This is a genomic window from Variovorax soli, from assembly GCF_031454625.1.
Classification (GTDB): domain Bacteria; phylum Pseudomonadota; class Gammaproteobacteria; order Burkholderiales; family Burkholderiaceae_C; genus Variovorax; species Variovorax soli_A.
The window spans coordinates 13,434-28,220 of sequence record NZ_JAVDRF010000001.1; the positions used below are offsets into that span (position 1 = coordinate 13,434).

14 protein-coding genes are annotated in these 14,787 nt (G+C 68.8%); 5 read left to right on the plus strand and 9 right to left on the minus strand.

Annotation, left to right across the window (positions count from 1 at the left end; translation table 11 throughout):
- Nucleotides 1–3: 3 nt before the first annotated feature.
- The 5 genes from J2739_RS00085 to J2739_RS00105 are packed head-to-tail and all read right to left on the minus strand — an operon-like array spanning nucleotide 4 to nucleotide 4,181.
- Nucleotides 4–468 carry a metallophosphoesterase family protein gene (locus tag J2739_RS00085; RefSeq protein WP_309897662.1) on the minus strand — a complete coding sequence of 155 codons (465 nt, stop codon included), beginning with the start codon at nucleotides 466–468 and terminating at the stop codon, nucleotides 4–6.
- A gap of 14 nt (nucleotides 469–482) precedes the next feature.
- On the minus strand, nucleotides 483–1,163 hold the full coding sequence (locus J2739_RS00090) for an ABC-type transport auxiliary lipoprotein family protein (protein ID WP_309897663.1): 681 nt from the start codon (nucleotides 1,161–1,163) through the stop codon (nucleotides 483–485).
- Between the two features lie 5 nt (nucleotides 1,164–1,168).
- Nucleotides 1,169–2,152 (minus strand): MlaD family protein, encoded by a 984-nt coding sequence (locus tag J2739_RS00095; protein ID WP_309897664.1) that lies wholly within the window; start codon nucleotides 2,150–2,152, stop codon nucleotides 1,169–1,171.
- Nucleotides 2,153–2,157: 5 nt separating this feature from the next.
- Complete coding sequence (locus tag J2739_RS00100) at nucleotides 2,158–3,015, minus strand: ABC transporter ATP-binding protein (protein WP_309897665.1); 858 nt, start codon at nucleotides 3,013–3,015, stop codon at nucleotides 2,158–2,160.
- On the minus strand, nucleotides 3,012–4,181 hold the full coding sequence (locus J2739_RS00105; protein ID WP_309897666.1) for an MlaE family ABC transporter permease: 1,170 nt from the start codon (nucleotides 4,179–4,181) through the stop codon (nucleotides 3,012–3,014). The genes J2739_RS00100 and J2739_RS00105 overlap by 4 nt, the downstream gene beginning before the upstream one ends.
- A 185-nt stretch (nucleotides 4,182–4,366) precedes the next feature.
- Here J2739_RS00105 and J2739_RS00110 point away from each other — a divergent pair, with 185 nt between their 5' ends.
- Both J2739_RS00110 and J2739_RS00115 read left to right on the plus strand, forming a co-directional pair.
- Nucleotides 4,367–6,007 carry a GMC family oxidoreductase gene (locus J2739_RS00110; protein WP_309897667.1) on the plus strand — a complete coding sequence of 547 codons (1,641 nt, stop codon included), beginning with the start codon at nucleotides 4,367–4,369 and terminating at the stop codon, nucleotides 6,005–6,007.
- Between the two features lie 147 nt (nucleotides 6,008–6,154).
- Nucleotides 6,155–6,307, plus strand: a complete 153-nt coding sequence (locus tag J2739_RS00115; RefSeq protein WP_309897668.1) for a hypothetical protein — start codon at nucleotides 6,155–6,157, stop codon at nucleotides 6,305–6,307.
- Between the two features lie 17 nt (nucleotides 6,308–6,324).
- Here the strand turns inward: J2739_RS00115 and mrdA are convergent, their stop codons facing one another.
- From mrdA to J2739_RS00135, 4 genes are all read right to left on the minus strand, one after another.
- Nucleotides 6,325–8,292 (minus strand): penicillin-binding protein 2, encoded by a 1,968-nt coding sequence (mrdA, locus tag J2739_RS00120; RefSeq protein WP_309897669.1) that lies wholly within the window; start codon nucleotides 8,290–8,292, stop codon nucleotides 6,325–6,327.
- Between the two features lie 57 nt (nucleotides 8,293–8,349).
- Nucleotides 8,350–8,871 carry a rod shape-determining protein MreD gene (gene mreD / locus J2739_RS00125; protein ID WP_309897670.1) on the minus strand — a complete coding sequence of 174 codons (522 nt, stop codon included), beginning with the start codon at nucleotides 8,869–8,871 and terminating at the stop codon, nucleotides 8,350–8,352.
- The gene (gene mreC, locus J2739_RS00130; RefSeq protein WP_309897671.1) at nucleotides 8,868–9,905 is read right to left on the minus strand and encodes a rod shape-determining protein MreC; all 1,038 of its coding nucleotides are present in this window, start codon (nucleotides 9,903–9,905) and stop codon (nucleotides 8,868–8,870) included. Before mreC ends, mreD begins: the two co-directional genes overlap by 4 nt.
- Nucleotides 9,906–10,035: 130 nt before the next feature.
- Nucleotides 10,036–11,079 (minus strand): rod shape-determining protein, encoded by a 1,044-nt coding sequence (locus J2739_RS00135; protein ID WP_309897672.1) that lies wholly within the window; start codon nucleotides 11,077–11,079, stop codon nucleotides 10,036–10,038.
- Nucleotides 11,080–11,320: 241 nt separating this feature from the next.
- Between J2739_RS00135 and gatC the strand changes: the two genes are divergently transcribed.
- From gatC to gatB, 3 genes are all read left to right on the plus strand, one after another.
- Entirely contained in the window at nucleotides 11,321–11,620 is a 300-nt protein-coding gene (gene gatC, locus J2739_RS00140; protein ID WP_309897673.1) for an Asp-tRNA(Asn)/Glu-tRNA(Gln) amidotransferase subunit GatC, read from the plus strand.
- Nucleotides 11,617–13,107 carry an Asp-tRNA(Asn)/Glu-tRNA(Gln) amidotransferase subunit GatA gene (gatA, locus tag J2739_RS00145; RefSeq protein WP_309897674.1) on the plus strand — a complete coding sequence of 497 codons (1,491 nt, stop codon included), beginning with the start codon at nucleotides 11,617–11,619 and terminating at the stop codon, nucleotides 13,105–13,107. The genes gatC and gatA overlap by 4 nt, the downstream gene beginning before the upstream one ends.
- Nucleotides 13,108–13,296: 189 nt before the next feature.
- A complete protein-coding gene (gene gatB / locus J2739_RS00150; RefSeq protein ID WP_309897675.1) occupies nucleotides 13,297–14,784 on the plus strand; it encodes an Asp-tRNA(Asn)/Glu-tRNA(Gln) amidotransferase subunit GatB in 1,488 nt (495 codons plus the stop codon).
- Nucleotides 14,785–14,787 lie beyond the last annotated feature (3 nt).

Here is a 14,787-nt window from a genome sequence, read left to right on the forward strand (position 1 = left end):
CGGTCAGCGCTTCACCAGCTCGACGATGCACGGCATGACGGCGCCGTCCGCCACGCGCAGCTCCGCCGCCGAGATCGGCAGCCGGAAGCGCGGTGGCCCGGCGCTGCCGGGGTTGACATACCAGACGCCGCCGCGCTCCTCGGCCTTGGGCCGGTGCGAATGGCCGCTGACCACCACGCGCACGCCCGCGGCCGCCGGGTCGATGCGCAGGTCCGCGAGGTCATGGATCACGTAGAGCCGAAGGCCGTCGAACTCGACCTGCGCCGTCGCCGGCACGGCTTCCGCCCAGGCGCCGCGATCGTTGTTGCCGCGCACTGCCGTCAGCGGAGCGAGCGCGGCCAGCTGGGCAAGGATGCGCGAATCGCCGATGTCGCCGCCGTGCACGATGTGCTCGCAGCCCTGCAGGAACGCCAGCGCCTCGGGCCGCAGCAGCCCATGCGTGTCGGAGATCAAGCCGATGCGACGCATGGCCGGCTTCGTTTTCAGCGGACCTGGTCGACCCAAGCCACCAGCTCGGCCACCGCCGCATCGCTCGCGGCCGCCAGTCCCTTGACGCCGCCGGCCGCATCGGGGCTGGGCGCCGGCCGCTGCACCGCGAAGCCGCGTTGCGCCAGCACCCGATCGCCGCCGCTGCCGCTGCGGATCAGCGTGGCGCGCAGGCGCACGAGGCCCACGCTCTTGGCCGGCGACTCGAAGTAATGGCTGAACTCGTCGAGCGAGACCCGCAGGGTGTCGGGCACCCGGCCCTCGGTGCGCGCGATGGTTGCAGTTTCCTCCGGGCCGAGGACCGTGCGCCGCATGGCCAGCGCATCGCGCAGACGCTGGTGCAGCAGCTGGGCCGGCGCGAGGCTCCAACGCGCCTGGCCATAGGGATGCAGCTCGTTGGCGTCGGCGTAGCCCAGGCGGTAGAGCAGCTGCGTGCCCTCCAGCCGCATGCTCGCATCGATCTCGGGCAGTGAGATCGGCGGCAACGCCGAAGCGTTCGTCGATGCCGGCGCGGCCGCCGCCAGGTTGGGTCCGAAATCGTAGAGCGTCGCGCGGCTGGGCTTGTCCGGCAGTGCGCCGCAACCTGCCGCGAGCAGTGCGGCGCTTGCGGCGAGGACGGCGAGGATCGGCAGGTGCCGGGCAGGCGCGCGTGGGCGCGAGTGTGCGTTGTTCTTCATGTTCGTCACGGTGAGGGGCGCGCGGCCGGTGCGGAAAAGCCGGGCTCGCCCGGCCCCGCCACCACGCCTCCGTTGCCGAAGAGCAGCGATTGCGGGTTGTCGTTGATGCTGTCGGCCGTGCGTCCCAGGCGGCGCACTGCCCGCGAGGTGTCGTCGGCGACGCGGTTCACGCGCGGCAGGGTGGCGGCGTTGAAGGAGTCGACCGCATGCGCCAGCGCCCGCGTGCCGTCGCCCAGGCGCTCGACCGGGCCGTCCTTCGCGTTCAGCCGGTTCACCGTGGTGTTGGCATTGTTCGCCACGCGCGAGACGTCGCTGGCGGCCGCTTTCACCGTGCCCATCGTGTCCCTGGTCCGCTCGATGAGCGGCGGCAATGCCGCCAGTGCCGGGTTGAGCCCGTTCTTGACCGTGTTGTCGAGCGAGCGCGTGAGCTGGTTGGCGCTGGCGGTGGCTTGCGCGATGCTCTCCAGCGCCTCGGCGATGCGCTTCTGGTTGGGGTCGCCGAGAAGCGTGTTGGCGCGCTTCGTCACTTCCTCGATCTGGCCGATGATGGCCTCGCCGCGGTCCTGCAGCTGCGCCAGCACCGAGGGCTTGAGGGGGATGCGCGGCGGGTCGTCGTTGTTCGGGGAGAGCGGCGTCTGCGATTCGCCCTTGTCGTCCAGCGCGATGAAGGCCAGGCCGGTCACGCCCTGGTAGGCCAGGGTGGCGTAGCTCGAAGTGGTGAGTGGCACCCGCTGGTCGACCGTGATGCGCACCCGCACATTGCCCTTGATCTTGGGGTCGAAGTCGATCAGGGACACCTTGCCGACCGCGATGCCGCGGTAGCGCACCATGGCCTGCGGCTGCAGGCCGCTGACGGCGTCGCGCGTGGACAGTTCATAGACATTGCGAACCGTTTCGTCGCGCGTGAGCCAGACCACCAGCGCGATCAGCGCAGCGGCCAGCCCGAGCACGAAGGCGCCGGCGGCGATGGCATGGGCCTTGTTTTCCATGGCAACTACCTTTCAGTGGAGGGGACCGGGCGCGCGCCGGAGCGCCCTGCGACGAGCGCCGAGGGCGCGCCTTCGTGCAAGGCCTCCATGGCGCGCTGGCCGCGGCCGCCGAGGAAGTACTCGTGAATGAAGGGGTGCGGGTAGGCAATGACGTCGCGCGCGGTGCCGGCGACGATCACGCGCTGGTCGGCCAGCACCGCGATTCGGGTGCTCAGGTCGAACAGCGTGTCGAGGTCGTGCGTGACCATCACCACGGTGAGCCCGAGCTCGCGGTGCAGGCCGCGCAACAGGTCGCAGAAGCCGTCGGCGCTCTCGGGGTCCAGTCCGGCGGTGGGCTCGTCGAGCAGGAGCAGCGGCGGGTCCATGATCAATGCGCGTGCCAGCGCCACGCGCTTGATCATCCCGCCCGAAAGGTCTGCCGGGCTCTTGGTGGCATGCTGCGGCTCGAGGCCGACCATCTGCAGCTTGACCAGCGCGGCATCGCGGATCAGGTCCTCCGGCAACAGCTTGAGCTCGCGCAGCGGGAATGCGATGTTGTCGAGCACGCTGAAGGCCGAGAACAGCGCGCCGTGCTGAAACAGCATGCCGACCTGGGCTGCACCGGTGGCGCTCATGCGCCCGGGCGGATGGCCGAGCACCGAGACTTCGCCCTTGTCGGGGTTCTCGAGGCCAAGGATCTGGCGCAGCAATACGGTCTTGCCGGTGCCCGATCCCCCCACCAGCGACAGCACCTCGCCGCGGTAGATCGTGAGGTCGAGGTCGCGGTGCACGACCTGGTCGCCGTCAGGGGACTCGAACACGGTCCAGAGCTTGCGGATCTCGACGACCGCTTCGCCGCTGCCCTTGCCGTTGCCATCGCTCATGCCCGGAACCCCACGCCCTTGAACAGCACCGCGAACAGCGCATCGACCAGGATCACGATCGTGATCGACGCCACCACCGACGAGGTGGTGCCGCGCCCCAGGCTTTCGGTATTGGGCTTGACCTTCATGCCGAAGTAGCAGGCGATCAGCGCGATCAGCACGCCGAACACGGCCGACTTGCCCATCGCCAGCCACAGGTTGGACAGCGGCACCGCGCGCGGCAGCGCCGTCATGAAATAGGCCGGCCCGATGTCCAGCGTGAGATCGGCTGCGATCATGCCGCCGATCAGCGCTGCCATCGAGGTCCACATGCTGATCAGTGGCATCGCGATGGCCAGCGCCAGCACGCGCGGCATGACCAGGCGGAACCCGTGCGGGATGCCCATCACGCGCATCGCGTCGAGCTCCTCGGTCACGCGCATCACGCCGATCTGCGCGGTGATGGCCGAGCCCGAGCGGCCGGCGATCAGCACGGCCGCCAGCACCGGGCCGAGCTCGCGGATCAGCGACAGGCCGAGGATGTTGACGATGAAGGCCTCTCCCCCGTACTGGCGCAGTTGCTGCGAGGTCAGGTAGGCCAGCACGACGCCGATCAAAAGCCCCACCAGCGCGGTGATCGGCAGCGCCGTGGCGCCGAAGTGATAGAGATGCCCCGAGAAGTCACGCCACGGCGCGCGATGCGGCGCGCGCAGCAGCTTGCCGATGTCGAGGGTGAGCTGGCCGATCAGGCGCAGAAAGTCGCGCGCCACGAACATGATGCGCGGGCCGATGTGAGCGAAGGCGCGCAGGTGCTCGGCCAGGGTCTTGCCCGGCTCGGCCGGCGGGCGGCAGGTGTATTGCGCCACCTGGTCGAGCACGGCCTTGTGCTGCGACTCCATCTCCAGCCGCGCCGGCCATTCGTGCTGCCAGTGGTTCCACAACAACTGGGCGCCGATGTGGTCGAGCTGGTCGATCGGGCGCAGGTCCCATGCCCGGCCGTCCTGCGCCGGCGCGCCCGCGAGACTCTTCTCGAGCGCATCCCAGGTGGTGCGGGAAGACATGGCCATGGCGGTCCAGCGACCGCGGGCGACCGCCCACTGCCCGCCGGCCTCCTCGCGTTGCTCGACGCGGGGACGCACGCTGTCCGCGGCTTGTGCGGGAGCGGGCGGCAGCGACTCGGTCGGCATGGAGAGCAGGTGCTTCTGGAGAACGGGGATCGCGACATCGTAACCGCGCGACTTGACGGCCGGTCAAGCGATCGTCGCGTTGGCGGCCGCGCAATGCCGGTCGGGCTTTGCCACAATGGCCGGCTCGGCATTGCGCCGGGACCGGCAGCGGGCGAACAGGCACAACGACAGCGAGACAGACAGGCATGAGCGACACGACTTTCGACTACGTCATCATTGGCGCCGGCACCGCCGGCGCGCTGATGGCCAACCGCCTGAGCGCCGACAAGAACGTGCGCGTGCTGCTGATCGAGGCCGGCCGCAAGGACGATTACCACTGGATCCACATCCCGGTGGGCTACCTCTACTGCATCGGCAACCCGCGCACCGACTGGCTCTACACGACCGAGCCGGACGCCGGCCTGAATGGCCGCAGCCTGCGTTATCCGCGCGGCAAGACACTGGGCGGCTCCTCCTCCATCAACGGCATGATCTACATGCGCGGCCAGTCGCGCGATTACGACCGGTGGGCTGCGCTCACCGGCGACGACACCTGGCGCTGGGAGCAGGTGCTGCCGGCCTTCAAGCAGCACGAGGACCACTACCTGGGGGCAGACGCGTTGCACGGCGCCGGCGGCGAGTGGCGGGTCGAACGCCAGCGCGTGCGCTGGGACATCCTCGACGCCTTTGCCGAGGCGGCGCAGCAGGCCGGCATCCCGCACACGACCGACTTCAACCGCGGCAGCAACGAGGGCGTCGGCTATTTCCAGGTGAACCAGAAGAATGGCTGGCGCTGGAACACCGCCAAGGCTTTCCTGCGGCCCACCTGCTACAGCCGCCCCAATTTCGAGCTGTGGACCGGCGCGCAGGTCTCGCGCCTGCTGCTCGACACCAGGCCCGACGGCCGAAAGCACTGCAGCGGCGTGCAGGTCTGGGACGGCCATGAGATGGTCGTGGCCCACGCGACGCGCGAGGTGATCCTGTGTGCCGGCAGCATCGGCTCGCCGCAGATCCTGCAGCTTTCCGGCATCGGGCCGGCCGAGCTGCTGCGCCGGCACGGCATCGAGGTGGCGCTCGACGCGCCCGGCGTCGGCGCCAATCTGCAGGACCACCTGCAGATCCGCGCCGTCTACAAGATCAAGGATGCGCCGACGCTCAACATGATGGCGTCGTCCTCCTACGGCAAGGCCAAGATCGGCCTCGAATACCTGTTGAAGCGCAGCGGGCCGATGAGCATGGCCCCGTCGCAGCTCGGCGTCTTCACCCGCAGCTCGCCCGAGCACGAGTGGCCCAACCTCCAGTACCACGTGCAGCCTCTCTCGCTCGACGCCTTCGGCGAGCCGTTGCACAGCTTCCCCGCGTTCACCGCGAGCGTGTGCAACCTGAACCCGACCAGCCGCGGCACGGTGCAGATCAAGAGCCACCGCTTCTCGGATGCGCCGGCCATTGCGCCCTGCTACCTGAACACGGAGGAGGACCGCAAGGTCGCGGCCGATTCGCTGCGCGTCACGCGCCGCATCACGGCCCAGCCCGCGCTGGCGAAATACCGGCCCGAGGAATGGAGGCCCGGCCTCGAATTCCAGACCGACGAGGAGCTGGCGCGGCTGGCCGGCGACATTGCCACCACCATCTTCCACCCGGTGGGCACCACCCGGATGGGCGCCGACGGCGATCCGATGGCCGTGCTCGATTCGCGCCTGCGGGTGCGCGGCATCGCCGGCCTGCGCGTGGTCGATGCCGGTGCCATGCCCATCATCACCAGTGGCAACACCAACAGCCCCACCCTGATGATCGCGGAGAAGGCCGCAGGCTGGATTCGCGAAGCCGCAGATTCAGCGCAGTCGTAGCGAGCTTTGTTTCCGCTTGTTGCAGATGGCGGGTAATCCCCGATGCACTGGCACGGTGCGTCCGCCTAAAGTCTCGCCACTCGCAAACGGGCCTGCCCGCAGCGCGGGGGACCGAGGAGACAACTCGCCGAAGAACCAGAACAAGCTATGGACAAGGCATCCGTACGAGATGCCGTTTTTTTGATCAAGGCGCCGCTGGTCGGCGCCTTTTCTTTTTCACCGGACCCGCTTGCCGCCGGCGCCGAACATCGCGAAATCCACGAAGCGCGAGCCAGTCTGCCCTCGAAGCTTCTGGGTTAACCCGATGCCAGTGCGGCTCAGGGCGCGGTCGACGCGCCGCTCACGATGGGCCAGGGCATCTCGCTTGCGACCCGCGGCTTGCCCATCGGCGCGACGGCCTTGCCGGCCTGCACCGCCGCCAGGTCCTGCTCGTTCGGGTACTGGTCGGCCAGCCAGTAGTCGAAGACGCGGCGCACGATGGGCGCCGCCGCCGCGGCGCCGAAGCCGGCGTTCTCGACGATGATGGCAATCGCGATCTTCGGCGCCTCGGCGGGCGCGAAGGCCGCGAACAACGAGTGGTCGCGCTGGTGCTCCTCCAGCGCCTTGGCGTTGTACTTGGTGTTCTGGCCCCACGCCACCGCCTGCGCGGTGCCGGTCTTGCCGGCCGAGCTGTAGGGTGCGCCGGCGAACACGCGCGTGCCGGTGCCGCCCTTGTTCACCGCCACCAGTGCATTGCGCACCAGATCGACGTGCTTGGGCTGAAAGCCCAGGTTCTCGCCCGGCGGCTGCACGAGCTCGGTCACCTCGCCGGTGACCGTGTCCTTGATGGCCTTGACGACATGCGGCCGGTACTTGGTGCCGCCATTGGCCAGTGTGGCCTCGGCCACCGCCAGTTGCAGCATGGTGAAGTTGTTGTAGCCCTGGCCGATGCCCAGGGAAACGGTCTCGCCCGGGAACCACTTCTTCATCTCGGGCCGCTTGTAGGCCTCGCGCTTCCAGGTGGTGCTGGGCAAGAGGCCGCGCACTTCGCCCTGGACGTCGATCCCCGTGATCTGGCCGAAGCCCAGCGGCTTCATGAAGTCATGGATCGTGTCCACCCCCATGTCCACGGCGAGCGAATAGAAGTACGTGTTGCTCGACATCTGGATCGCGCGGTGCATGTCCACGCCACCCAGGCCGCCTTCGTGGCTGCGGAAGGTGTGGCCGCCGAAGGTGTAGAAGCCGGGGTCGTTGACCACCAGGCTGGGGGAGCGCTTGTTGAGCTGCAGCGCGGCCAGGGCCATGAAGGGCTTGTAGGTGGAACCGGGCGGGTAGGTGCCGCGCAGGGCTCGGTTCAAGAGCGGCTTGTCGATCGATTCGTTGAGCGCCTGCCAGCTCTCGCTGTCGATGCCCTCGACGAACAGGTTCGGGTCGAAGGTGGGCTTGGAGACGAAGGCCAGGATCTCGCCGGAGTTGGGATCGATCGCAACCAGCGCGCCGCGGCGCTCGCCGAACATGTCCTCGATCAGCTTTTGCAGCTTGATGTCGAGCGAGAGTTGGACGGTGTTGCCCGGCGTCGCCGGATGGCTGGCCAGCCTGCGCACCGCCCGGCCGCCGGCCGAGGTTTCCATCTGCTCGACGCCGGTGTGGCCGTGCAGCGTCTTCTCGTAGCTCTGCTCGACGCCCAGCTTGCCGATGTAATCGGTGCCCTTGTAGTTGGCCTGGTCCTCCTCGCTCCAGTCCTCCATCCCTGCCTTTTCGCGCTGGTTGATGCGGCCGATGTAGCCGAGCACGTGGGAGGCGAGCTCGCCGTTCGGGTAGTTGCGGAACAGCCGGGCCTTGATCTCGACGCCGGGGAACCGGTAGCGCTGGGCTGCGAAGCGGGCGACCTCCTCGTCGCTCAGGCGGGTGCGGATCGGGATCGAGTCGAAGCTGCGCGAGTCTTCGCGCAGGCGCTTGAAGCGGCGGCGGTCGCGCTGCGAGATCTCCACCACCTCGCCGAGGCTGTCGATGGTGTCCTCCAGGCTCGCGACTTTGGAGGGCGTGATCTCCAGCGTGTAGGCCGAGTAGTTGGAAGCCAGCACGATGCCGTTGCGGTCGAGGATGAGGCCGCGGTTGGGCACCACCGGCACCACGGCCGTGCGGTTGCTCTCGGCCTGTTCCGCCAGGTCCTCGTGCCGCACCACCTGCAGGAAGAAGAGCCGCGCGCACAGCAGCCCGAAGGCGACCAGCACCACCAGGCCGATCACGATCACCCGGCGCTTGAAGCGCGCGAGATCGGCGGCGACGTTGCGCAGTTCGGTCATGGCGCGCGAAGCCTACGCTGCCCGGGGCAGCGCGACAAGACAGGAGCCGCCGGGCTGTTACAAAGGCCGGTTGGCATCGGGTTCGGGGGCGCGCCGTTGCGGCGCCAGCAACAGCAGGGTCACGAAAGGCCAGAGGGCCGCCTCGATGGCCGGCGCAAGCAGGAAGCTCCAGCCGGGGAAGATGCCGCCGCCGACCATGCGGATGGCCATCTCGATCAGGTGGGAGATCGCGAACAGCGGCAGCACCTGCAGCGCCTGCGACAGCAGCGGATACCAGAGCAGCCGCCGGTGGATCATGATCGCGAAGAAGCCCAGCGTGGTGTAGGACAGCGCATGCTGGCCCAGCAGCGCCGTCTGGTGCACGTCCATCAGCAGGCCGAACACGAAGGCCACGCCGATGCCGATGCGCGCCGGCTGGTGCACGCTCCAGAAGACGATCGACAGCGCCAGCAGGTCGGGCAGCCAGGCGGCACGGCCCAGCGGCACCATGTTGATCAGCAGCGCCACGATGAGGCTGGCCCACAGGAACAAGGGGTTGACCGGCAGCAGGAGCTGCTGGTGGCCGGGACGCATGATCATGGCGTGCGGCCCTCTTTCTTCTCGGCCCTGCCGGGCTTGTCGCCCTTGTCGGCCTTGTCCGCCTTGTTGCTCTTGTCGCCCTTGCCGGCCTTGTCGGACTTGGGGCCCGACTTCTCGGCCTTCTTCCTGGCGGCGAGGCTGGCGTCGGCCGCCGCCGGCGGCGCCGGCTTGGGCATCTGGTTGGCGGTGGGCGCCAGCACCAGCACGTAGCGCGCCGCCGTCACATGACCCATGGGCAGGCAGTGGATGCGGGCGAAGGCGGAATCGGCGCGGCGATCGATGCGATCGATCTTCGCCACCGGCAGTCCCGGGGGGTAGACGCCATCGACCCCGCTGGTGGTCAGCAGGTCGCCCTCCTGCACGTCCGCGTTGGCGGCGGTGAAGCGCAGCTCCAGCCCCTCGCCATGGGCACTGGCATCGCCGAAGGCCACGCTGCGAGCGCCGGTGCGCACGTTCTGCACCGGGATCGAGAGATCGCGGTCGATCACCAGCGTGATCTCGCTGGTGAAGGGCTGGACCTGCGTCACCTGCCCCACCACGCCATGCTCGTCGATCACCGGCGAGCCGGGCGCGATGCCATGGGTCAGGCCCTGGTCGATCACCAGCTTGCGGGTGTAGGGGTCGGCCGCGTCGTAGAGCACCTCGGCCGCGCGTCCCGGCGTCTGCGTGATCTGGCGCAGCTCGAGCAGCGAGCGCAGCCGGGCGTTCTCCTGCGCGAGGGTGTCGGCCTGGCTGGCGCGCTCTGACTGGAGCGCCAGCGCCTTGCGCGCATCCGCCTCCCTGGCTTGCGCGCTCTGCAGATCCTCCAGATAGCGGCCGCCGCCCATCGCCAGTTGCACCGGCTTCAGGGCCAGCCACTGGACCGGGTAGAGCACTGCTCCGATGCCCGCGCGCAGCGGCTGCACGATGTTGAAGCGCGCATCGGCCACCATCAGGAACAGCGCCAGCGCGCTGAAGAAGATCAGCTTGCTGAGTGCCGACGGTCCCTGGTTGAACAGGGGCGGCGCGGTGCGGTCAAGGGTGCCGAGCGGCATGCTGCTTTATGCCACGAGCGGGACGGTTCTGGGGGTGCCGCGGGACCGGCCTTGCCGGACCGCAGGCGCCGCCCCCGGTCGGGGATGGGAGCGCGACACGGAGTGCGCGCGACCTGGGGGCGGGGAACATCTATTCGCTGGTGAAAATGCTGCCCAGGCGGTCCATGCGCTCCAGGGCGATGCCGCAGCCGCGCACCACGCAGGTCAAGGGATCTTCGGCCACCAGCACCGGCAGGCCGGTCTCCTCTGCCAGCAGGCGGTCCAGGTCGCGCAGCAGGGCACCGCCGCCGGTCAGCATCATGCCGCGCTCGGCGATGTCGGCGCCGAGTTCGGGCGGCGTCTGCTCCAGCGCGTTCTTGACGGCCGACACGATGTTGTTGAGCGGATCGGTCAGCGCCTCCAGCACCTCGTTGCTGCTGATGGTGAAGCTGCGCGGCACGCCTTCGCTCAGGTTGCGGCCCTTGACCTCGATCTCCTTGACCTCGGAGCCCGGGAAGGCCGAGCCGATGCTCTTCTTGATGACTTCGGCGGTCGGCTCGCCGATCAACATGCCGTAGTTGCGGCGGATGTAGTTGATGATGGCTTCGTCGAAGCGGTCGCCGCCGACCCGCACGCTGCCCTTGTAGACCATCCCGCCCAGCGAGATCACGCCGACCTCGGTCGTGCCGCCGCCAATATCGACCACCATCGAGCCGCTGGCTTCGGAGACCGGCAGTCCGGCGCCGATGGCGGCGGCCATGGGTTCCTCGATGAGGTAGACGGAGGTGGCGCCGGCGGCCTCGGCCGCATCCTTGATGGCGCGGCGCTCGACCTGGGTCGAGCCGCAGGGCACGCAGATGATGATGCGCGGGCTGGGCGTGAGCAGCGATCGCGGGTGCACCATCTTGATGAACTGCTTGATCATCTGCTCGGTGATCACGAAATCGGCGATCACGCCGTCCTTCATCGGACGGATGGCTTCGATGTTGCCGGGGACCTTGCCCAGCATCGCCTTGGCCTCGCGGCCCACCGCCTGGATCACTTTCTTGCCGTGCGGCCCGCCCTCGTGGCGGATGGCGACGACCGACGGCTCGTCGAGCACGATGCCCTTGTTGCGGGCAAAGATCAGGGTGTTGGCGGTGCCGAGGTCGATCGCGAGGTCGGTCGAGAAGTACCGACGGAAAGCTCCGAACATTGTGGAATCCTCTGGAGCACGGCATGCGCGTCGGCATGTCGTCGCCCTCTAGCTGGTCGTTTTTAGACGGGGATGGATGGACGTTTTTGCAGCAAATGCCGGCGCGTTCGCGTGGGTTGCGGCAAAGGCGGGATAATACCCGAATCCCCTCCGCATCCCGCCTTCGGCGCGCCCTGCCGACGTGCAAAGTTACGCCGTTTCGGCCGCGGCGCAGGGCCTTGCTTTTCCATCGCTGAATCCGATGTCCCTCACTTCTTCAGATATCGCGCGCATCGCGTCGCTTGCCCGGCTGGAGCTCGCGCCCGGCGAGAGCGAACGCATGCTCGGCCAGATCAACGGCTTCTTCGAGCTGGTCGAGCGCATGCGCGCGGTCGACACCGCCGGCGTCGAACCGCTGTCCCACCCGGTGGCAGCCATCCAGGACGTGACGCTGCGCCTCGCCGACGACGTGGCCAGCGAGCCGAACCTGCGCGAGCTCAACCAGCGCAGCGCGCCCGCGGTGGAGAACGGCCTCTTCCTGGTGCCGAAGGTGATCGAATGAAGGCCGAACTTCACCAGATGGGCGTGGCCGAGCTGGCCCGCGCCCTGCGCCAGCGGGAGGTCTCGGCCGTCGAGGCCGCGCAGCACCAGCTGGCCCGCATCAGGCAACACCAGGACCTCGGCGCCTTCCTGGCGCTGGACGATGAAAAGGCGCTGGCCCAGGCCCGCGCGGCCGACGAACAGCTCGCCGCCGGCAACGCGCCCGCGCTGGCCGGCGTGCCGATCGCGCACAAGGACATCTTCGCCACCGCCGACCTGCCGACCACCGCCGGCTCGCGCATCCTGGCCGGCTACCGCTCGCCCTTCGATGCGACCGTGGTGCGCAAGCTCGCCGAAGCCGGCGCCGTCAACCTGGGCAAGCTCAGCTGCGACGAGTTCGCCATGGGCTCCTCCAACGAGAACGTGGCCGTACCCGCCGTGGGCTTCGACCACGCCGTGCCCGTGCGCAACCCCTGGGACCGCACGCGCATTCCTGGCGGCTCCTCCGGCGGCAGCGCCGTCGCGGTGGCCGCGCGCCTGGTGCCGGCCGCCACCGGCACCGACACCGGCGGCTCGATCCGCCAGCCCGCCTCCTTCTGCGGCGTGACCGGCATCAAGCCGACCTATGGCCGCGCCTCGCGCTACGGGATGGTGGCCTTCGCCTCCAGCCTGGACCAGGCCGGCCCTTTCGCCCGCTCCGCCGAGGACTGCGCGCTGATGCTGTCGGCCCTGTGCGGGCCTGACCCTGAGCACGATTCGACCTCGCTGGACCGGCCGGCCGAGGACTTTTCGCATCACCTGAGCGATTCGCTCGACGGCCTGCGCATCGGCGTGCCGCGCGAGTTCCTGGGCGAGGGCGTGGCGCCCGGCGTGCGCGCTGCCATCGAGGCGGCCCTCGGCGAATACGAGAAGCTCGGCGCCAGACGCGTCGAGGTCACGCTGCCGCGGACCGAACTGTCGATTCCCGTCTACTACATCATCGCGGCGGCCGAGGCCAGCTCGAACCTGAGCCGCTTCGACGGTGTCAAGTTCGGCCACCGCGCAAAGAACTACCGCGACCTGGCCGACATGTACGCCAAGACCCGGGAGGAAGGCTTCGGCGACGAGGTCAAGCGCCGCGTCATGATCGGCACCTACGTGCTGTCGCACGGCTACTACGACGCCTACTACCTGCAGGCGCAGAAGGTGCGCCGCATGATCGCCGACGACTTCCAGCAGGCCTTCGCGCACTGCGACCTGATCGCCGGTCCGGCGGCGCCCACGGTGGCCTGGAAACTGGGCGAGCACGGCGATGACCCGGTGGCCGACTACCTGGCCGACATCTTCACCCTGCCCGGCTCGCTCGCCGGCCTGCCCGGCATGAGCGTGCCGGCCGGCTTCGACGGCGGCATGCCGGTGGGCCTGCAGCTGATCGGCAATTATTTCGGCGAGGCGAAGCTGCTGAACGCGGCGCATCGCTTCCAGCAGTCGACCGACTGGCACCAGCGCACGCCGGAGGGCTATGAATGAGCTCTCCCCCATGCTTGCCCACTTCGTGTGGCCGCCAAACGCGCTGCGGCCAGAGGCCTTGCCCTTCGGGCCGTCCAAGCCTGCGCAGGCAGGCTTGGAGCCGCGGCCCTCAGCCCTCACCAGGGCAACACCAGCGGCCCGGCAAAGCCCGTTCCGCGGTGTTCCCCGAACAAACCGGATTCCTCTGAAATGAGTGCTGCCATCTCTTTCGAAAAAGCGCAGGAAGGCCGCCCCACCGGCCCGCTGGTGCAGGGTTACGAAGTCATCATCGGCTTCGAGACCCACGCCCAGCTTTCGACCGCGAGCAAGATCTTCAGCCGCGCCTCCACCGCCTTCGGCGCCGAGCCCAATACCCAGGCCAGCGCCGTCGACCTGGCGCTGCCCGGCACGCTGCCGGTGATGAACAAGGGCGCGGTCGAGCGCGCCATCAAGCTCGGGCTGGCGCTCGGCTCGCACATCGCGCCGCGCAGCGTGTTCGCGCGCAAGAACTACTTCTATCCCGACCTGCCCAAGGGCTACCAGATCAGCCAGTACGAGATCCCGGTCGTGCAGGGCGGCTGCGTCAGCTTCTTTCTCGGCGACGAGAAGAAGACCGTACGCCTCGTGCGCGCCCACCTGGAGGAAGACGCCGGCAAGTCCCTGCACGAGGACTTCGTCGGCCAGTCGGGCATCGACCTGAACCGCGCCGGCACGCCGCTCCTGGAGATCGTCACCGAGCCCGACATGCGCTCCACCGCCGAGGCCGTGGCCTATGCGCGCGAGCTGCACAAGATCGTGACCTGGATCGGCATCTGCGACGGCAACATGCAGGAAGGCAGCTTCCGCTGCGACGCCAACGTCTCCGTGCGGCGGCCCGGCGCGCCGCTGGGCACGCGGCGCGAGATCAAGAACCTCAACAGCTTCAAGTTCATGCAGCAGGCGATCGACTACGAGATCCGCTGGCAGATCGGCGAGCTGGAAGATGGCCGCGCGATCCAGCAGGCCACCGTGCTGTTCGACCCCGAGACCGGCAAGACCCGCGCCATGCGCACCAAGGAGGACGCGGCCGACTATCGCTACTTCCCCGACCCCGACCTGCCGCCGCTGGCGATCGCGCCCGAATGGATCGAGCGCGTGCGCGCCGGAATGCCGGAGCTGCCGCGCGCGATGGCCGAGCGCTATGGGCGCGAGCATGGGCTGTCGGACTACGATGCCACGCAGCTCACCCAGAGCCCGGCGCTGGCTCGCTACTTCGACGAGGCCGTGCGCGCGGGCGCGGCACCCAAGCTCGCGAGCAACTGGATCACCGGCGAAATCGCGCGCCGCCTGAACCTGCAGGACATCGACATCACCCGCGCGCCGGTCACGGCCGCCCAGCTCGCCGCGCTCATCCGACGCATCGGCGAGGGCGTGGTGTCGAACAATGCCGCGCGCCAGGTCTTCGACGCGCTGTGGACCGGCGAGGGCAGCGACATCGACGCCATCATCGAGGCCAAGGGCCTCAAGCAGATGAGCGACAGCGGCGCCCTGGAGAAGATCGTCGACACCGTGCTGGCGGCCAACCAGAAGAACATCGACGAATACCGCGCCGGCAAGGACAAGGCTTTCAACGCGCTGGTCGGCCAGGTCATGAAGGCCAGCCAGGGCAAGGCCAACCCGGCGCAGGTCAATGCACTCTTGAAGGCGAAGCTGGGGTAGGCC